The organism is Streptomyces sp. TN58 (assembly GCF_001941845.1).
In the GTDB taxonomy this organism is placed as follows: domain Bacteria; phylum Actinomycetota; class Actinomycetes; order Streptomycetales; family Streptomycetaceae; genus Streptomyces.
Map to the genome: position 1 here is coordinate 6,433,155 of NZ_CP018870.1, position 19,509 is coordinate 6,452,663.

The following is a 19,509-nucleotide window of genomic DNA, read 5'->3' on the forward strand; positions in this document are numbered from 1 at the left end:
GGGTCGGCCTCGAACGACGATCGTTGCGGCGGGTGACGACTTTCGAGGACAGCCCGCACCCCCTGCCCCTTGCGAGGGTGTGAGCGTCCAGGCGATCGCCGCCGGACGCGAAGCGACTTGGAGGAACGGGCGTGGCTCAGCGCAAGGGTTGTCTGATCGGCTGCGGAATAGCGCTGGTGCTGGGCATCGGCGTGCTCGCCGTAGTGGTCTTCGGCATGGGCAAGGTCCTCGACATGGCCGAGAAGACCGTGGTCGACCCCGCGGTCTACGAGGGCGTGAAGGTCGGCGACGCGGAGAACGACGTCCGCGCGAAGCTCCCGTCGGGCGAGAGCTTCGTCAAGGAGGCCCTCAAGGAGGGTGGTCCGGCCGAGCCCGAAGGCAGCACCTGCGCCTGGTACATCTCCGGCGCCGACACCGAGCTGGGCGCGGAAACGGTGTTCCGCTTCTGCTTCAAGGACGGCAAGCTCGCCGAGAAGACCAAGTACCCCATGAAGTGAAGCAGGACCGGGCGGCCGGTCCCGTCGATCCGGCAGGCACGGCCAAGGGTGCGGGCGTCGGCCGCCCGCGGCGGCCGTCAGCCGCCCGGGGCCGGCGCGGCGGCTCCCGCCGCGTTGCGGATGTCCCGGGGCGCCCGCCCGTCCCACCGCCGCACCGCCCGCCGCAGCGCGCGCAGGTCGCTGTACCCGACCTGGGCCGCGATCAGGTGGAGCGGCAGGTCGGTGCCGCGCAGCAGCTCCATCGTCCGTTCCTGGCGCACGGATTCGACCTCCTCGCGCCAGGTCGTACCCAGCTCGCGCAGCCGCCGCTGCAGCGTCCGCGGGCTCATCGCGAGCCGCCCCGCCACGTACTCCAGGTTCACGCTGCCCTCCCGGAAGGCACCGGCGAGAACCATCCGGAAGCTGTCCTGCCAGAGCACCACCGGCTGCGCGGCCGCCAGGGTCAGCCGCGCCTGGTGCGCCAGGAGGCGGTCCAGGCCCGGCTGCGCCTTGGGCAGCGGCGCGCGTACGTCGTCGTCGTGGAAGGTGATCGAGTTGTACGGGGCCCCGAAGTCGATGCGGGTGGTGCCGAACAGCTCCGCCAGCCGGCGGTACGCGCGGGGCGCGCCGTGCGTGACGCCGACGCGCAGCGGGACCAGAGCGCGGCCGGTCGCGGCCCGCGCCCGGGTCAGGAACATCGCCAGCGCGAACCAGTCGATGGCCTCGACCACGTCCGGCCCCCAACTGCCCGTCGCGTGCCGGATGGTGAAGGTCCGCCCGTCCTCCTCGACGAGAAGCTTCTCGTTGGCCGGGTCGGCGATGACGGCGTTGTACTCCACCACCTGGCGCAGCGAGTCCCGAAGGCTGGGGCCGCTGGTGACCAGGTAGTCCCACAGGCCGAAGGTGCCGATCGGCGCCTCCTCGGCGAGCAGCGCGCCGACCGCCGTCCCCGCCTCGGAGAGCGTCAGCTCCTCCCACACGGCGAGCGCCGACGGGGTCGAGACCCGGGCCAGGTCGTTGCCCAGCACCTCCGGGCCCAGGTCGTGGAACCGGGCCAACCTGTCCGTGCCCGCGCCCGTGCCCGTGCGGCGCACGGCGCCGACGACGAAACGGGCGAGGTGCACGGAGACGGTTCCGCGGGCGTGATGAGACTGCATGGTCGGGTGACGCTACCAGCCGGCCGGACCAGCGGGCCCGTCCGGCCCGCAGCACGGCGCGGGGGGCCCGCCCCGGCGGCGCGAAACCGCCCCCACCTGGCGGGAAGCCGCTCCGGGATGGCGTCGGTGGTCCCCTCGCTGACGCGTGCAGGTCCTTATGGCCGCCCACGGCACCTGCCTACGGTGGCGTGGACCACGGCATGACCGACCGAGTCGAAGGACCCGACGTGACGTTCTCACCTGCCCACTGGCAGAGCCGCCTCGACGCGTTGCGCGCCGCCCACCACGTACCCGGCGCCACCCTCGCGGTGTTCACCGACGGGCGGATCCACGAACTGGCGAGCGGCCTGCTGCACCGCGGAACAGGCGTGGAGGCCACCACCGACTCGGTGTTCCAGCTCGGCTCGATAGCCAAGGTCTACACCGCCACCCTGGTCATGCAGCTCGTCGACGCCGGCCAACTGGACCTGGACACGCCCGTCTGCGAGATCCTGCCGGAGTTCCGCCCGGCCGGATCCCCCTCGGCGGTCAGGGCGATCACCGTGCGTCGGCTGCTCAGCCACACCAGCGGCCTGACCGGTGACTTCACCCACGACGGCGGGCGCGGCGACGACTGCCTGGCCGCATACGTGAGCGCCGCCCGCGACATCGCGCTCGACTGCCCGCCGGGCACCGCCGTCTCCTACAGCAGCGTCGGCTACAACGTCCTCGGCCGCATCGTCGAGGTCGTCACCGGACGCACCTGGGACCAGGCGCTGAAGGAGCGGATCGTCGCCCCCCTGGGCCTGACCCGCACCATGACGCTGCCCGAGGAGGCGCTGGCCTTCCGTACGGCGATGGGCCACCTCCCGGGCGACGGGCCGGAGCCCGAACCGGCGCCGGCCTGGGACATGATGCCCCGCTCGGCCGGACCGTACGGACGTGTCCTGGCGAGCGCCGGCGACGTGCTGCGGCTGGCCAAGATGCACCTCGACGGCGGCGCCACCGCGGACGGCACGCAGGTCCTCGGCGCCCGCGCCGTCGCTGCCATGCAGCGGTGGGAGGTCGACGTCCCCGACCGGTGGACCGTGAGCGCGGACGGCTGGGGGCTGGGCTGGTCGCTCTACGACTGGAACGGCGTCCCGGGCTACGGCCACGACGGCGCCGCCACCGGCCAGTACGGCTACCTGCGCGTCGTCCCCGGCGCCGACGTCATCGCCGTCCTGCTCACCAACGGCGGCGGCGCCCGCCGCCTCTACACCGACCTGTTCCGCGAGCTCCTCGCCGACCTGGCCGAAGTCCGGACGCCCCCCGCCTTCGCACCGCCCGCACACCCGCCGACGGTCGACATGACCCCGCTCCTGGGCACCTACCGGCGCCAGGGCGTCGTCATCACGGTCTCCGCCGGACCCGGCGGATCCCCCCACCTGCGCTACGAGTTCGCCGACGGCATGCGGGACTTCTCGCCGCCCCTGGAACTCGACCTCGTGCCCCTCAGCGCGACGGTCTTCGCCGCGGCCGGCCCCGGCCCCTCCATCGGCGAGAGCTGGCTGCCGGTCGTCTTCGCCGCCCTCGTCGACGGCACCCCCTGCTGCTACATCGGCATGCGCTGCGCCCCCCGCACCTCCCCCCGCTGACGCGCACGGGCGGGGTCGGGGAGACGGTCGGCAAGGGGTCGAAAGCAGCCGGGCGCGAAGGTCCGCCGGTGGATCGGCGCGCCCCGCCGCGCCCTTCGTGCTGAAGCGCATCAGTCCAGCTCACAGGGGGTGAGAGCGGCCGGGTTTGGGGGTTGTCCTCCCGGCGGTGCGGGGATCCGGGCCCGTGCGTCCTCGGCCAGGGGCGGCTCGGCCTCATTGACGGGGTCCTGGCCTCTGGCGACCGTGGGCACCGCCTCCGGCGACGAGGCCGGACTTCTGCGAAGGCGGCGAGGATGACCCGTTCGAACCCGTTCCGTACGGCCGTTGCCGCGCTGGCGGCCGGCGCCCTGATGTCGACCGCCGCGTGCGGGCTCGGCGGCGCCGGCGCGGGGGAGGCGAAGGAGGCCGAGAGAACGGGCAAGGCGGCCGGGGAGATCACCTTCCGCACCCTCCAGCTCAAGCCCGCCTTCACCGGCTACGTACAGGCCGTCATCGACGCCTTCGAGGAGAAGTACCCCGAGGTGAAGGTCGACTGGGAGGACGTGCCGGGCGACGGCTACAACGAGAAGCTCGTCGCCGACGCGCAGGCGGGCACCCTTCCGGACGTCGTCAACCTCTCGACCGACTCCTTCCAGCTGCTCGGCGACCGCGGCCTGCTCGCCGACGTCGCGAAGCTCGGCGGGGACACGGCCGGGGAGTACGTACCGGGAGCCTGGGAGCAGTTCAAGCTGCCCGGCAGGGGCGACAGCGTCTACGCCTACCCCTGGTACGTGACCCCGGAGATCCTCACCTACAACAGGGAGCTCTTCGAGAGGTCCGGCCTGGATCCGGCCGCGCCGCCCACCAGCGTGGAGCAGTTCTTCGACTACGCCGAACAGATCGCCGCCCGGTCCGGCGGCCGGTACTCCGCCTTCATGGCCGACCCCAAGGGCCGCCTGCCGGGCGACTGGCAGAAGATGGGCGTCCCCCTGCTCAGCCCTCGCAAGGACCGGTTCACCTTCGACACCGACAAGGCCGTCGAATGGGTGGAGCGGATGAAGGACCTCTACGCCAAGGGCGCCATGCCCAAGGAGTCCCTCCTGAAGTCCGACGACATCAACCAGCTCTACGGCGGCGGCAAACTCGTCTTCGGTCCGGGCTCCCCGGGATTCGTCAAGGACATCAAGCGCAACGCCCCGCAGGTGTACGCCAAGACGCAGGTCGCGGGAGCCGTCACCGGCCGCCTCGGCCACATCGGCATCTACGCCCAGTCCCTCGGCATCCGGAAGGACACCGAACACCCGGACGCGGCCGTCGAGTTCGCGAAGTGGGTCACCAACGGCCCGAACCAGGTGGAGTTCTCCAGGAAGGCCACCATCTACCCCTCCAACGCGCGAGGCCTCGCCGACCCGTTCTTCGCCGACAGGGGCGACGGCAGGGACGCCGAGACGCTCGCCCGCGCGGTCGGCGCCGAGCAGCTGAAGAGCGCCGCCCTCGACGCCAACACCCCCGTCCAGTGGACCAACCAGGTCGGCGACGCCGTCGTACGCGAGGTGCAGAAGGCCATCAAGGGCGAGCAGGACGCCCGGACGGCGGTGAAGAGGGCCGAGGAAGCGGCGAACCGGCTCCTCGCCGACGCGGCCCGCCCGTGACGGCCGGCGGCGGCGACACCGGACTGCCCCACCGCACGTGGTGGACCCCGTACCTCTTCCTCGCCCCCGGCCTGGTGATGGTGCTGCTGTTCAGCCTGTGGCCGTTCGTCAACACCGTCGTCCTCTCCTTCACCGACGCCCGGATCCTGCGCGGGGGCGGCTACGTCGGCCTCGACAACTACCGGCGAGCCCTCGCCGACCCCGGCTTCTGGGTCGCGACCGGCAACAGCGTGCTCTACCTCGTGGTCGTCGTCCCCTGCCTGGTCCTGCTGCCGCTGGCCCTCGCCGTCCTCGTCCAGGCAGAGATCCCCGGCATCGGATTCTTCCGCTCCGCCTTCTACACCCCGGTGATCGCCTCCGCCGTCGTCGTCGGGCTGATCTGGCAGTGGGTCCTGCGCAGCGACGGCCTCGTCAACACCGTCTTCCGGCGGCTCCACCTGGTCTCCGAGCCGGTCCCGTTCCTGACGGACAGCACGATGCTGCTGGTCTCCGCGATGATCGTGACCGTGTGGAAGGGCCTGGGCTACTACATGGTCTTCTACCTCGCGGCCCTCGGGAACGTCCCCGCCTCCCTCCACGAGGCCGCCGCGATCGACGGCGCCGGTCCCGTCCGCCGCTTCTTCAGCATCACCGTCCCCCAGGTGAAGCCGATGATGCTCCTCGTCGGAACCCTCTCCGCCATCTCGGCGCTACGTGTCTTCACCGAGATCTACATCCTCGGCGGGGAGGGCGGCGGGCCCGGCGGCGGAGCCCGCACCCTGCCGTTCCTCATCCGCCAGGTGGGCCTCGGCTTCTCCGGCGAGACCGGCTACGCCTGCGCCGTGTCGATCCTGCTGTTCCTCCTCACCCTCGTCTTCAGCCTGCTGGGCCGCCGCCTGACCAAGGGGGACGAGGCATGACCGCGCCCCCTCCGCCCCGGCGCGGCCGCGACCCGGTACGCCGCCGGCTCGGCCCGGCCGCCCGGTACGCCACGCTGCTGCTCATGCTCGTGGTCATGCTGGGTCCGATCGCCTGGCAGTTCCTGACCTCGATCCGCGGCCGCACCGAGAACGTGTACGACGGCGTACTGCCCACACAGCCCACCCTCGACAACTACGTCCGCGTCGCCGAGTCCTTCCCACTGCTCCAGTACGCCGGCAACACTCTCGTCGTCGCGGCCCTCGCGGTCACCTCGAACCTGGTCTTCGCCGCGATGGGCGGCTACGCCCTCTCCCGCGCCGCCTGGAAGGGCCGCGAGGTCGTCTTCACCGTCCTCGTCGCCACCCTGATGTTCCCCTTCGAGTCCGTGATGATCTCGATGTTCCTCACGGTCCGTGAGATGGGCCTGGTCGACACCCTCGTCGGGGTCTGGCTGCCCGGCGCGGTCTCCGTCCTCAACATCATGGTCATGCGCGCGGCCTTCCTCGCCGTGCCCAGGGAGGTCGAGGAGGCCGCCGTCCTGGACGGGGCGGGCGAGTGGACCCGCTTCACCCGGGTCTTCGTCCCTTCCGCCAAGGGCGCTCTGGCCGTCGTCTGCATCACCAGCTTCATGGGTGCCTGGGACGACTTCCTGTGGCCGCTGCTGGTCCTCACCGACAGCGACCACTACACCCTCCAGCTAGGCCTGAAAACCCTGGCCGGCGCCACCACCGTCAACGACCAGCGGCTCATCGCGGCGGGCGCGATGGCGGCGCTCCTGCCGATGATGCTGCTCTTCTTCGCCCTCCAGCGTTTCTTCTTCAAGGGCGTGGGCGAGGGAGCCGTCAAGCTGTGAACCGTACCGCCCGACCCGCCCGCGCCCGCATGCCCTCCGTACCGACGACCACCACCTCCGGGAGCAGGAGCAGCTGTCATGCATGACGACCGCAGCATCACCGAGCACCGCCTCCGCCGGGTCCTCCACGAGCGCATCAGGCCCGCCGTCCACTCCAGCCCGCTCCCGCTGACCGTCGAGCGCTGGGACGCGCCGGGCGAGCCCGTACCCGTCGCCGAGGGCCTGGCGGCACCCTACGAGCCCTGCGCACCCGGCGACACGTGGGGTCCGGCCTGGGGCACCACCTGGTTCAAGGTCACCGGAACGGTCCCCGCCGCATGGGCCGGACGGACCGTGGAGGCCGTCCTCGACCTCGGCTTCGACCGGATGATGCCCGGCTTCCAGTGCGAGGGCCTGGTCCACCGCGCCGACGGCACCGGGATCAAGGCGCTCAACCCGTACAACGACTGGGTACGCGTGGCCGACCGCGCCGAGGGCGGCGAGCGGATCGAATGGTACGTCGAGGCCGCCGCCAATCCGGTCCTCGTCGACCACCGCGCCACCTACGAGGGCGACCTGCGCACCAGTGGTGACCGGCCCCTCTACCGCCTCGCCCGGATGGATCTCACCCTCTTCGAGACCGAGGTCTGGGAGCTGGTCCAGGACCTCGACGTGCTCTACGAGCTCATGACGCAGCTCGACACCGGCGACGCCCGCCGGTACGAGATCCTGCGCGCCCTCGGCGCCGCCCTGGACGCGGTCGACCTCTCCGACGTGCCCGGCACGGCGGCCGCCGCCCGCGCACACCTCGCCGACGTCCTCGCAGCCCCCGCCAACGCCTCCGCGCACCGCATCAGCGCCGTCGGCCACGCCCACATCGACTCCGCATGGCTGTGGCCGCTGCGCGAGACGGTACGCAAGGTGGCGCGGACCGTCTCCAACATGGTCCACCTCATGGACGGCCACCCCGACCTCGTCTTCGCGATGTCGCAGGCGCAGCAGCTCGACTGGATCAAAACCCACCGGCCCGAGCTCTTCGAACGCGTCAAGAAGAAGGTCGCGGACGGCCAGTTCGTGCCGGTCGGCGGCATGTGGGTGGAGTCCGACACCAACATGGTCGGCGGCGAGGCGATGGCCCGCCAGTTCCTCTACGGCAAGAAGTTCTTCCTCGACGAGTTCGGCATCGACACGCACAACGTCTGGCTGCCCGACTCCTTCGGCTACACCGCCGCCATGCCGCAGCTCGTCCGGCTCTCCGGCTCCCGGTGGTTCCTGACCCAGAAGATCTGCTGGTCCCAGGTGAACGACTTCCCCCACCACACCTTCTGGTGGGAGGGCATCGACGGCAGCCGCGTCTTCACGCACTTCCCGCCCGTAGACACCTACAACTCCGACCTCGGCGGCGCCCAGATGGCGCACGCCGCCCGCAACTACCGCGAGAAGGGCCGGGGTTCACGATCGCTGGTGCCCTTCGGCTGGGGCGACGGCGGCGGCGGCCCCACCCGCGAGCACCTCGCACGCGCCCGCCGCCAGCGCGACCTCGAAGGCTCGCCGCGCATCGAGATCGAACGGCCCGACGCCTTCTTCGAGAAGGCCCGCGCCGAGTACGAGGACGCGCCCGTATGGGCCGGCGAGCTCTACCTGGAGCTGCACCGCGGCACCTACACCTCCCAGGCCAAGACCAAACAGGGCAACCGGCGCAGCGAATCCCTGCTGCGCGAGGCCGAGTTGTGGGCGGCGACCGCCGCCGTCCGGGTGCCGGGATACGCCTACCCGTACGAGGACCTGGAGCGCATCTGGAAGACGGTGCTGCTCCACCAGTTCCACGACATCCTGCCGGGGTCCTCCATCGCCTGGGTGCACCGCGAGGCCCGCGAGACGTACGGACGGGTGGCGCAGGAGCTGCGGGACATCACCCTCGCCGCTCAGCGGGCGCTGGCGGGGGAGGGCACCGAGGAGCTGGTCTTCAACTGCGCCCCGCACGCCCGCCGCGGCATCCCGGCGGGCGGAGCGGGCCGCCCGGCGCAGCCGCCGGAGCCGGTCACGGTGGAGGAGCGGCACGGCGGCGGACACGTCCTGGCCAACGGCCTGCTGGTGGTGGAGATCGACGCCCGCGGACTGGTCGTCTCCGTCCACGACCTCCGGGCGCGCCGCGAGGCGGTCGCCCCGGGGCGCGCGGCGAACCTGCTGCAGATCCACCCCGACTTCCCCAACATGTGGGACGCCTGGGACGTCGACGAGTTCTACCGCAACAACGTCACCGACCTCGACGACCTCGACGGCCTGGACGGTTTGGAGGTCGCCGAGAGCGGACCCCGGTCGGCGACGGTACGGGTGACCCGCTCCTTCGGGCGCTCCCGGGCGGTCCAGCAGATCACGCTGAGGGCGGGGGCGAAGACGCTCGACATCGTCACCGACGTCGACTGGCACGAGACGGAGAAGTTCCTGAAGGCAGCCTTCCCGCTGGACGTGAAGGCCGACCGGACGGCGTCGGAGACGCAGTTCGGGCACGTCTACCGGGCCACCCACACCAACACCTCGTGGGAGGCGGCCAAGTTCGAGATCTGCGCCCACCGCTGGATCCACGCGGAGGAGCCCGGTTGGGGCGTGGCCCTCCTCAACGACTCCACGTACGGGCACGACGTGACCCGCGACGTACGGCCCGACGGCGGGCAGACCACCACCGTACGGCTCTCCCTGCTGCGGGCCCCGCGCTACCCGGACCCGGAGACCGACCAGGGCGCCCACACCCTGCGGTTCTCGCTGGCGCCCGGCGCGGGGATCGGCGACGCGGTCCGTGAGGGCCACGCGCTGAACCTGCCGGAACGCACCGTGCCAGGTGCCGGCCCGGTCGCCCCGCTGCTGGCGGTGGACTCGGACGCGGTGGTGGTCGAGGCGGTCAAGCTCGCCGAGGACCGCGGCGGCGACGTGATCGTCCGCCTCTACGAGTCCCGCGGCGGCCGTGCCACGGCCACCCTCACGGCGAGCTTCCCGATCACGGGCGCGGTCGAGAGCGACCTGCTGGAACGGCCCCTCGCGGGATCGGCGGTGGGCGTTCCCACCCCGGCCGACACCGTCCCGCTGACCCTGCGCCCCTTCCAGATCGTCACCCTCCGCCTCCGCCGCCCCTGACCGCCCCGGCGGACCCCGGCCCGACCCCCTCGGGCCGGGACACCGCCGCCAGCGCGTCGCGCAGTGCCTGCAGGCGCTCGGTGGTCGGCGCCGGCGCCAGCCGGTCGAGCAGGTCGAGCAGGTCGAGCCCCTGGGCGGGGTCGACGCTCCCGTAGCTGTCGTGGTGCCCGCGCAGGACGGCACGGAAGACGGCGTGGTGGAGGGCGGGCACACGGGCGGCCGCCCGCAAGGTGGCGACCTTGTCGCCCCAGGGCACGGGGCCCGAGTGCTCCAGCACCCGCCGGGCCCGGCGCAGCAGGGGTTCCGGGGCGCCGGGCAGCAGCCGCTCGCGGTCGTCGCCCAGCACCTCGGCGAAGGCCTCGGCCGCGGTGGGGGCGTACTCGAACCAGTCGAACCAGAGCGAGCAGGTGATCGCCTCGTGCTCGCGCTCGGACTCCAGCCGGCGGCGGTAGCCGCCCCACAGCAGTTCCGCCGGTAGCGGACCCTGCGGGCCCAGGTGCGCGCTGTGGATCTGATGGGTCACCAGCGGATGCCACCCGAGCAGGTCCATGAGCCCGAGGGCCACCCGCAGCCGGCCCGGGACATCGAGCGAGTCGTCGGTGAAGGCGAGACAGCCGAGGTGGTCGCACACGTCCCGCGTCGTGAGCACCCGGGCCGGCGGCTCGGCGTCGTACCAGGTGTCCGGGCCGGTCTGCGTGACGCCGTCCTCGGCGAGCCAGCGCCGGGCCAGCTCTGCGTCGGACACGCCGTCGGGCGCGTGCCCGGGGGAGTCGGTCATCCGGCTCACGCTACGCGGGGCGGCGTGAACTCCGCCACAGGGGGGCGGGGCGCCCGGGCCCAGGAACGGGGAAAGGGGCCCCGCTGCCTCCCAGCTGGTTATGCACCTAGTTGCAAAACCGCGTGCGGCTCGCTAGAACAGGTTCATCACCCCGCGCGAGGAGGCACACCCGATGAGCACGCCCAGTTCCCAGAGCCGGTACCCGCACCTGCTGACCCCCCTGGACCTCGGCTTCACCACCCTCCCGAACCGCGTGATCATGGGGTCCATGCACACCGGCCTCGAAGAGCACGAGGGCGGCTTCGAGCGCCTCGCCGCCTTCTACGCCGAGCGGGCCCGCGGCGGCGCCGGCCTCATCGTCACCGGCGGCATAGCCCCCAACGACGCCGGCCGCCCCTTCGAGGGGGGTTCCCGCCTCACCACCGAGGAGGAGGCCGCCGAGCACCGGGTGATCACCGACGCCGTGCACGCCGAGGGCGGGAAGATCGCGATGCAGATCCTCCACTTCGGCCGCTACGCCTACCACAAGGACCTGGTCGCCCCCAGCGCCATCCAGGCCCCCATCAGCCCCTTCGTCCCCAACGAGCTCTCCGGCGCCGAGGTCGAGCAGACGGTGGAGGACTTCGTCCGCGCCGCCCGCCTCGCCAAGCTCGCCGGCTACGACGGCGTCGAGATCATGGGCTCCGAGGGCTACCTGGTCAACGAGTTCATCGCCGCCGCCACGAACAAGCGCACCGACCGCTGGGGCGGCGCCTACGAGAACCGCGTCCGCTTCCCGCTGGAGATCGTCCGCCGCACCCGCCAGGCCGTCGGCGAGGACTTCATCCTGATCTACCGCCTCTCCATGCTCGACCTGATCCCGGGCGGCTCCACCCTCGACGAGGTGGTCCACCTGGCCAAGGAGATCGAGGCGGCCGGCGCCACCATCATCAACACCGGCATCGGCTGGCACGAGGCCCGCATCCCCACCATCGCCACCTCCGTCCCGCGCGGCGCCTACACCTGGGTCACCAAGCGGCTGATGGGCGCGGTCTCCGTCCCGCTCGTCACCAGCAACCGCATCAACACCCCGGAGATCGCCGAGGAACTGCTCGCCGACGGCCGCGCCGACCTCGTCTCCCTGGCCCGCCCCTTCCTCGCCGACGCCGACTTCGTCGCCAAGGCCGCGGCCGGCCGCCCCGAGACCATCAACACCTGCATCGGCTGCAACCAGGCCTGCCTCGACCACACCTTCAGCGGCAAGATCACCAGCTGCCTGGTCAACCCGCTCGCCTGCCACGAGACCGAGCTCGTGCTGTCGCCCACCCAGCTGAAGAAGCGCGTCGCCGTCGTCGGCGCCGGCCCGGCCGGCCTCGCCTGCGCGGTCTCCGCCGCCGAACGCGGCCACGCCGTCACCCTCTTCGAAGCCTCCGGCCACATCGGCGGACAGCTCGACATCGCCCGCCGTATTCCGGGCAAGGAGGAGTTCGAGGAGACCATCCGCTACTTCGGCACCCAGCTCGCGGCCCACGCCATCGACGTCCGCCTCGACACCCGCGCCGACGTCGAGACCCTCCGGGGCTACGACGAGGTCGTCGTCGCCACCGGTGTCACCCCCCGCACCCCCGACATCGAGGGCGTGGACCACGCCAACGTCGTCAGCTACCTCGACGTGCTGCGCGACGGCGCCCCCGTCGGCGAGCGCGTCGCAGTCGTCGGCGCCGGCGGCATCGGCTTCGACGTCGCCGAATACCTCACCGACAGCGGCGAGGGCGCCTCCCAGGACCCGGACGTCTACTTCCGCCACTGGGGCGTGGACACCGCCTACACCGGACCCGGCGGCCTCACCGCCCCCGAGCGGCCCGCGCCGCCGCGCCAGGTCCACCTGCTCCAGCGCAAGGCCACCAAGGTCGGCGCCGGCCTCGGCACCACCACCGGCTGGATCCACCGCGCCGAGCTCAAGCACCGCGGGGTCGTCTCCGTCGCCGGAGCCTCCTACGACCGCATCGACGACGAGGGCCTGCACATCACCGTCGGCGACGAGCAGCGCCTCGTACCCGCCGACACCGTCGTCCTGTGCACCGGGCAGGAGCCGCGCCGTGACCTGTACGAGGCCCTGCGCGCGGCCGGCGTCGACGCCCACCTGATCGGCGGCGCCGACGTGGCGGCCGAGCTCGACGCCAAGCGCGCCATCCGCCAGGGCACGGAGCTGGCCGCGAAGCTCTGACCGAAAGGGGATTGTGGCGGTCCGGGCGGGCCGCCACAATCTCCCGGTGACGTTCTCTCCCGCAGACGCAGACAAGATCCTCGCCGACAACTTCGCCCCCTGGGTGCTCGCCCTCGGACTGACCGTCCAGGAGACCGGCGAGCGGCACGCCGTCCTGCGGCTGCCCTGGTCCGCGGAGCTCGCCCGCGACGGCGGCGGCCTCTCCGGTCAGGCCATGATGGCCGCCGCCGACACCGCCACCGTCATCGCGATCTCCGCCGCGCGCGGCGGGTACGGCCCGATGACCACCGTCCAGCAGTCGACGAGCTTCCAGCGCCCGGTCGTCGACGCCGACGTACTGATCCACGTACGGGTCACCAAGCTCGGCAGGCGCATGGCCTTCGCCGACATCACCCTGACCCCCGAAGGCGCCGGCGAACCGGCCGCCACGGCCTCCACCGTCTACGCCCTGCTCGGCTGACGGCCCCCGCCGCACGCGCGGACGCCCCCTGCCCCGGCCGCCTGGATCCGGCGGCCGGGGCAGGGGGCGTCGTCCCGGGCCGGACTCCCGGCCCGGATCAGAACCGCCCGGGAGCCCCCGGGAGGGGCACCGGACCGGAACGGCCCGAACCGCGCTTCCCGGCCGCGTCCGCCGGCGGGTTCTGGCAGGTCACGTCCTGGGCGGGCAGCCGGCCCGTGGCCAGGTACGCGTTCACCGGGGCGTTGGCGCAGGAGGCGGCGTCGAAGAGGTACACGCCGTGCCCCTCACCGCCGCCCGCCAGCACCATCCGCGAGCCCTTGAGCGCCCGGTGCAGGCCCTGGCCGCTGGTCAGCGGGGTCTGCGAGTCCCACTCGTTCTGCACCGTCAGCACGTTCGCCTTCTTGTGCATCGGCGTCGCCGACTCCGCCGGCCGGTCCCAGAAGGCGCACGGCTTGATGTTGGACGCGAAGTCCCCGTACAGCGGGTACCTGGCCTTGTCCTTCGCCGCGTCGCGCTCGTACTGCTCGGTGTAGCGGGGCCAGCTGCCGGTGTCCCCGCAGACCACGGCCCAGAAGACGGCCGTGCCGTTGTCCGGGGCGGGCTGCTCCGCCGCCCGGCCGAGCAGCTGCAGCTTCAGCCCCCGCACGTCCGTGCCCGCCGCCTGCGGCCTGCCCTCGGCCGCGGCCTTCAGGGCCGCGATCAGCGGCGTGGCCTGCGCCGGGTAGAAGAACACCCCGCGCGCGGACCGGATCATGTCCCCGGTGACCTTCGTGCCCTCGAAGTCGATCGGCTCGCGGTCCGCGCGCTCCACCAGCCCCCAGAACGTGGCGGAGACCTCCGCGGGGTCGTCACCGAGCCCGAACTCGCCCGACCGCTGCGCCGCCCACCGCGTCCACCGCGCGAAGGCGGGCTCGGCCTCGGTGGCCCACACCTGGATCATCCCGCGCCAGATCCGCTGCGGGTCCACCCCGCTGTCGAGCACGAAGCGGTCGGTGCGCTCCGGGTACATCTGCGAGTACACCGCGCCCAGATAGGTCCCGTACGAGTAGCCCAGATACGAGATCTTCCCCTCGCCCAGCACCGCGCGGATGGTGTCCATGTCGCGCGCCGTGTTGCGGGTGGTGATGTGGGGGAGTACCGCGCCGGACTTCTCACGGCACTTGTCGGCGACGGTGCGCGCCCATGCCACGTCGGAGGGGAAGGTCTCGGCACGGTAGGGGCGGTCGAAGTGCTGCTCGGCGTCCTCCAGCCCGCAGGTGATGGGGCTGCTGCCACCGACCCCGCGGGGGTCGAAGCCGATCAGGTCGTAGCCCTCCCGTACCTCTTTGGGCATCAACCCGTCCATCAGCAGCGGCAGATCGAGACCGGAGCCGCCGGGGCCGCCCGGGTTCAGCAGCAGGACGCCGTGCCGCTTGGCCGGGTTCTCGCTCTTCATCCGGGACATCGCGATGTCGATCGTGGGGCCCTCGGGGCGCCTGTAGTCGAGCGGGACCCTGATCGTGGCGCACTCGTACGAGGCCGGCTGCTCGGGGCTGCACCGCTGCCATGCGGGCTTCTGCCGGAGGTGCTCGGCCGCGGGGGCCGCAGCCGCCTGCGCCGAGGCCAGCAGGGGGACGGTGGTGGCGATGAGTCCGGCGGTGGCGAGCAGTGGTGTGAGGTGTTTCAGGCGCACGGAGCCAGTCCTTTCGGAGGAAGTCGCGTACACCTCAAGCCTGTTGGACAGGAAGGCTCGGCGGAATCATCCCGAAGGGCCGAGCCGTGTGCTCCTCGCGAATGAGCCGGTATCAGGACAATGGCCGACGCGCCGTCATCGCGCCGGCCGCCAACTCAGCTGCCCACGGCGGGAGTCGGCTGGTGGCCGGTGTGCTCGGAGGGCGTCGCGGCGCCGGAGGGAGCGGTGTGCCCGGGGCCGGTGTGCCCGGAGGAGGAGCCGCCGCCGTGCTCGGTACCGGTCTCCACGGATCCGCCGAGCCGTTCGCGCAGCGCGTTGAGAGCGTCCGCCGACTGGGTGGTGACGACCCACCGGTCGCCCACCAGGTAGACCCCGCCGTACGCCCGGGCCTCGTCCAGCCAGGCGCGCAGCCCCTGCTGGGCGGCGAACGTGGCCATGCGGAAGGCGCCCTGAGCGGTCTGGCAGCCGCCCTGCCGCAACTCGTCCGCCTCCACGCCCACTTCGGCGGTGCAGCCGATGGCCGTGGCGATCTCCTCGATCGAGATGCCGGGAGCGGCCGGAGTGGCAGGGGCGGTCGGTGTGGCCGGGGCGTCCGCGGCGGCCTCCTTCGCCGAGCCGGCCGGCGAGGTGGTGTCGCCCGCGCACCCCCCGCACAGCAGCACGGCGGCGCACACCGCGGCGGCGGCCGCGAGCGACGGGCGGATCCGGTGGGCGGGGCGGGCTGTGGACGGCATGGAGACCTCGCGGGCTGATCGGGAAAAGGAGTCGTGGTGCCCGGGAGGGGAGGGGCCCGGGCACCACGCGTCTTTCGGGGGTGTCGTACTGCTTCAGTGGAACGGGGAGCCCATGGGGGCGGGCCGGCCGTCCCGGCCTCAGCCGGTGGCCGTCACCTTCTTGCCCTTGTCGGACACCGCGAACCAGACGCCCTGCTTGCCCTGTCCGTTGATGTCACCCGGCTCCTTGTCGCCGGTGAAGGTGTACATCGGCCAGCAGTCGATCGTCAGCTGTTCGGTGCCGTCAGGCCGCTTGAACGTGCCCACCAATTCGGCGGGAATTCCCTTCACCAATTCCTTGTCCACAGCCGAGACGGGCTTCCACGTATTGAGGCAGGCGCCCAGGCAGTTCGTCTTCATCGGCCATGCGCTGTCCTTGTCGAACCGGTAGAGCGTGCGGCCCTCCGCGTCCGAGAGGATGGGGCCGAGCTTGGTGTTCCGGTTGACGCCGATCGGGTCCGCCTTCGCCTGCTCCTGCCCGCCGGCCTGGCCCGCGCCGGAGCCCGCACCCGCACCGCCGCCCGCGCTCGGGTCGGCACCGGAGCCCGCACCGCCGCCGGCCTTGGCGGGCTTGCCGTCCGGGGCCAGGACGTGCCAGGTGCCGCCGACGCCCTCACCGAGGGTGTCGCCCGCCTTGGTGTCCTTCGCGTAGCGGTACACCGGCCAGCCGTCCAGCGTCAACTGCTTGGTCCCATCAGCCCGTTCGACGGATCCGAGCAGGGTCTTGTCGATGCCCTCACCGGCCGAGGCGTCGTCCGCGGGGACGGCCGGCCAGGCAGTGGCGCAGTCGCCCTCACAGTTGGACTTCGGGGGCTTGGGGGTGTCCTTGTCGAACCGGTAGAGCGTGAAGCCCGCGCTGTCGGTGACCGTCGATCCGAGCTCCGTGGACGCCCTGACCTTCAGCTCCCCGGCCGGGCCGGCCTTGACGCTGTCGGCCGCCGGGACCGCGCCCGAACCGCCTCCGTATCCGTCGTAGCCGGAGCCCGCCTGTTTGCTGTCGCCCACCGGCTGGACCGAATCACCCTTTCCCGCGGAGTTGTCGCCCCCACCACAGGCGGCGGTCAGCATCAATACCGCGACGGCCGACCCGGCGAATACTCCACGACGCATCTTCTTCACGATCTCTCCTTCGAGTCAGGATTCGCGTTCTCGTGCCTTGGGTAATTTCTACGGGGCCAGTGGCGGACTATGTCGATCTCCTTGGGAATTTGTCAGATCGCGCCAACATTGAACCGGGGGAAGTTGGTTCAGTCCTGCATACGCAGCGCCAGCGCCGGGCACCGGCGCACCGCGCGCTGCGCCTTCTGCCGCAGCTGCGCGGGCACGGGCATCGAAGCCTGGGACGGGTATCCGTCCGCGTCGAGCCGTACGACGTCCGGGAGGATGTCCACGCACAGCCCGTGGCCCCTGCACAGGGTCCAGTCCACCACCAGCCGCTCCTCCGGGGTCTCCTCCTTCGGCAGGGGCAGTGCCCCCACCACCCGCCGGCCGCAGCCGCTGCCGAGCGCGTGGTCGCGGAACTCGTCCGGGAACGCCGCGAGCGCCGAGGCCACGAAGGCCGCGGTCCCGTCCGGATGGCTGCACGCGCCGCGGCGCCGTACCACCTTCATCCGGGCTTCGATGGTTTCCAGAGCCGTTCTGCCCCCGCCCCTGACCGCGTCCTCCAGTACGTCGGCCAGCGCGGGCAGCCCCCGGAAGCAGGGGCCGCACTGGCCGGCGGTCTCGTCCGCCATCCACCGGGCCACCTTGGCCACCTCACCGGCCGGGCAGGTGTCCTCCGGCAGGGGCAGCACCGCGCCCGCGCCCAGGACCGCGTCGAAGGCAGCGAGGGATCCGCGGGAGAGATCGGCGATGCGCGCCGACCCCGGATCCAGCCATTTGCCGTGGTAGCCGCCCACCAGGACACCCTGGCCCGGATCGAGGCCGCACAGTTCCAGCACGTACGCCAGTGAGGTGCCCAGGGGAGCCTCGACGACCGTCTTGCCGGCGATGGTCAGCATGACGGTGCCGGGCTCGGACGGCAGGCCGACGGACCGGTAGTCCAGCGCGCCGAGCCGTGCCGCGACGGCGAGCTGGGCGTAGGTCTCGGTGTTCGAGAACAGGGTGGGCAGGCCGCCCAGGCCCCGCTCGCTCGTCCGGATCTTCTGCCCCGACGGCAGCGTCGGCCCGCCGTTCAGGCCGTTCACCATGGAGGTGCTCTCACCTGTCACGAAGCGTTCGGGCAGAGCCTGTACGCGCACCTGGCGGCCGGCGGGTCCGCGCTCGGCGACGGCCGCGCGGAGCGACTGCTCCACGTCGGGCCGGGTGACACCCACCACGACGTCCTCGGCGCCGATCGCCGCAGCGGCCAGCAGGGCCCCGTCGAGCACCAGGTGCGGGACGTGCAGCAGCAGCGCCTTGTCCTTGAGGCAACTGGGCTCGCCCTCACTGGCGTTGACGACGACAGCGGTCCCCGCGTCGCGGCCGGCCGCGCTCATGACGGCGCGCAGCTTCCGGGCGAAGGGGAACCCGGCTCCGCCGCGTCCCCGCAGGTCGATGTTCTCGGCGAGGTCGACGAGCTCGTCCGGCCGGTAGCGCGGCATCGATCCGTGCGTGGTCAGATGCGCCACACGGTCCAGCCGGGGCGCCTGGTCGAGGCCGGCCAGCAGTCTGGGAGCGCCCACACAGCCGAGGCTTGGGCGCGGGAAGCCGCTCACAGCCGCCACTCCCGGGTGGCGAACTGGTCGCCGTCCACACCGGTGCCGCCGCCCATGCCCCGGCCGGCGTCCATGTAGGCGCCGGCCGGGTCCGCCGCGTACACGGCCGTCAGAGCGGGACCGTCGTCCGACGGCGGAGCGGCCGGACCGGTGAACTTCTCCCGGGAGCTCGACGCCCGCGCGCGCGGTTCACGCCGCGGCCGGGGGACGGCGGCCACGACGGGCTGCTGCGCAACGCCTGCCACGCCGGGGATGCCCACCGGCTCCTCGGCCATCCTGGCCTTGACGCGGAAGGCGAGCACGGCCGCGACGCCGAGCAGGCACAGGCCGTACGACACCGTGACATAGAGGTCGGCGGCGCGCCCCGCCTTCAACCCGTGGACCAGCGAGGCACCCCACGCGGGGTAGGCGGCGAAGTGCAGGGCACGCCACCACAGGGACCGGCCGTTGGTGGCGAACACGCTGCGCACCGCGCCGGAGACCGCGACGGCGACGAAGAGGTATCCGGCCAGGCTGCCGAGCCCGACCAGCACCGGCTGCCCGACGTCGGTGAACGGCAGCGCCGCGGCGGACGCGCTCGTCCGCTGTTCCGCGACCTTCACCCAGATGTGCAGGGCCAGGAAGCCCAGGCCGGACACGGCGAGACCGCGGTGCACGCCCTGAGCCAGCAGCCGGTGGCCCGACTTCAGCAACAGCCGGTCGGTGGAGACCACTCCCCACAGGACCGTCGAGGTGAGCGAGACGAGCGAGAGCACGCCCGCCCCGAAGTCGAGGAACTCCCACAACTGGGAGAAGGCGCCGGCGCGGGCGGCCACGGTGACGGAGGCGATGGCCGCGCCGACGGCGCAGATGGCGCCCGGACTCATCCGTCCGGACGTGGGCAGGAGTGAGGGCCGCCGAACGGCCCTCCGTCCGGCGGTCGGAGCCGATGCCGCGTGTCGGCTCTTACGGCGGGCCCTGTGTGGGCGAGGCATGTGCGGCTGGGGCAAGGGCATCCAGGTCTCCTGTGCGCCTGGGCACCGAGCGATCCACCTGGCGCTCGGGACCCCGGGGGTCGTTGTCGTTCTCTGCCCGGCCGCGCTGTGAAACTCCGCGCCGGCCGAGGGAACTTGGGGCCGGAGTGCAGCAGCATCGTGGAGCTGCACATCAGCTCCACAGGATTTATCGAAACGTGATAATT

15 protein-coding genes are annotated in these 19,509 nt (G+C 72.4%); 8 read left to right on the top strand and 7 right to left on the bottom strand.

Annotated features, from left to right (window positions below; genetic code table 11):
* The first annotated feature begins 131 nt into the window (after positions 1-131).
* Entirely contained in the window at positions 132-497 is a 366-nt protein-coding gene (locus BSL84_RS28930; RefSeq protein WP_030033640.1) for a hypothetical protein, read from the top strand.
* 77 nt (positions 498-574) lie between these two features.
* Here the strand turns inward: BSL84_RS28930 and BSL84_RS28935 are convergent, their stop codons facing one another.
* A complete protein-coding gene (locus BSL84_RS28935; protein ID WP_045323103.1) occupies positions 575-1,633 on the bottom strand; it encodes an AraC family transcriptional regulator in 1,059 nt (352 codons plus the stop codon).
* A 200-nt stretch (positions 1,634-1,833) separates the two neighbouring features.
* Here BSL84_RS28935 and BSL84_RS28940 point away from each other — a divergent pair, with 200 nt between their 5' ends.
* From BSL84_RS28940 to BSL84_RS28960, 5 genes are all read left to right on the top strand, one after another.
* The gene (locus BSL84_RS28940) at positions 1,834-3,249 is read left to right on the top strand and encodes a serine hydrolase domain-containing protein (protein WP_030026394.1); all 1,416 of its coding nucleotides are present in this window, start codon (positions 1,834-1,836) and stop codon (positions 3,247-3,249) included.
* Positions 3,250-3,542: 293 nt separating this feature from the next.
* The gene (locus BSL84_RS28945; protein ID WP_234363548.1) at positions 3,543-4,880 is read left to right on the top strand and encodes an ABC transporter substrate-binding protein; all 1,338 of its coding nucleotides are present in this window, start codon (positions 3,543-3,545) and stop codon (positions 4,878-4,880) included.
* A gap of 23 nt (positions 4,881-4,903) precedes the next feature.
* Positions 4,904-5,779, top strand: coding sequence for a carbohydrate ABC transporter permease (locus BSL84_RS28950; RefSeq protein ID WP_075972292.1), 876 nt, complete (start codon positions 4,904-4,906; stop codon positions 5,777-5,779).
* Positions 5,776-6,633: a carbohydrate ABC transporter permease gene (locus tag BSL84_RS28955; protein WP_030026389.1), complete on the top strand. Its 858-nt coding sequence runs from the start codon at positions 5,776-5,778 to the stop codon at positions 6,631-6,633. Before BSL84_RS28950 ends, BSL84_RS28955 begins: the two co-directional genes overlap by 4 nt.
* A 78-nt stretch (positions 6,634-6,711) precedes the next feature.
* Complete coding sequence (locus BSL84_RS28960; RefSeq protein WP_075971487.1) at positions 6,712-9,744, top strand: alpha-mannosidase; 3,033 nt, start codon at positions 6,712-6,714, stop codon at positions 9,742-9,744.
* On the opposite strand, the gene BSL84_RS28965 is transcribed toward BSL84_RS28960, so the two are convergent.
* Complete coding sequence (locus BSL84_RS28965) at positions 9,719-10,522, bottom strand: hypothetical protein (RefSeq protein ID WP_075971488.1); 804 nt, start codon at positions 10,520-10,522, stop codon at positions 9,719-9,721. The two genes, BSL84_RS28960 and BSL84_RS28965, sit on opposite strands and share 26 nt — an antisense overlap.
* A 172-nt stretch (positions 10,523-10,694) precedes the next feature.
* Between BSL84_RS28965 and BSL84_RS28970 the strand changes: the two genes are divergently transcribed.
* Complete coding sequence (locus BSL84_RS28970; RefSeq protein WP_075971489.1) at positions 10,695-12,728, top strand: NADPH-dependent 2,4-dienoyl-CoA reductase; 2,034 nt, start codon at positions 10,695-10,697, stop codon at positions 12,726-12,728.
* A gap of 46 nt (positions 12,729-12,774) precedes the next feature.
* Positions 12,775-13,188, top strand: a complete 414-nt coding sequence (locus tag BSL84_RS28975) for a PaaI family thioesterase (protein WP_030026384.1) — start codon at positions 12,775-12,777, stop codon at positions 13,186-13,188.
* A 97-nt stretch (positions 13,189-13,285) separates the two neighbouring features.
* Here the strand turns inward: BSL84_RS28975 and BSL84_RS28980 are convergent, their stop codons facing one another.
* The 5 genes from BSL84_RS28980 to BSL84_RS29000 all read right to left on the bottom strand — a co-directional run bounded on the left by BSL84_RS28980 (position 13,286) and on the right by BSL84_RS29000 (position 19,195).
* Positions 13,286-14,860 carry an alpha/beta fold hydrolase gene (locus tag BSL84_RS28980; protein WP_075971490.1) on the bottom strand — a complete coding sequence of 525 codons (1,575 nt, stop codon included), beginning with the start codon at positions 14,858-14,860 and terminating at the stop codon, positions 13,286-13,288.
* A gap of 155 nt (positions 14,861-15,015) precedes the next feature.
* A complete protein-coding gene (locus tag BSL84_RS28985; protein WP_075971491.1) occupies positions 15,016-15,594 on the bottom strand; it encodes a hypothetical protein in 579 nt (192 codons plus the stop codon).
* Positions 15,595-15,732: 138 nt separating this feature from the next.
* Positions 15,733-16,743 carry an SCO0930 family lipoprotein gene (locus BSL84_RS28990; RefSeq protein WP_075972293.1) on the bottom strand — a complete coding sequence of 337 codons (1,011 nt, stop codon included), beginning with the start codon at positions 16,741-16,743 and terminating at the stop codon, positions 15,733-15,735.
* A 137-nt stretch (positions 16,744-16,880) separates the two neighbouring features.
* The gene (locus BSL84_RS28995) at positions 16,881-18,296 is read right to left on the bottom strand and encodes an NADH-quinone oxidoreductase subunit NuoF family protein (RefSeq protein WP_234308500.1); all 1,416 of its coding nucleotides are present in this window, start codon (positions 18,294-18,296) and stop codon (positions 16,881-16,883) included.
* A 29-nt stretch (positions 18,297-18,325) separates the two neighbouring features.
* Positions 18,326-19,195, bottom strand: coding sequence for a hypothetical protein (locus tag BSL84_RS29000; protein ID WP_075971492.1), 870 nt, complete (start codon positions 19,193-19,195; stop codon positions 18,326-18,328).
* Between the last annotated feature and the right edge of the window lie 314 nt (positions 19,196-19,509).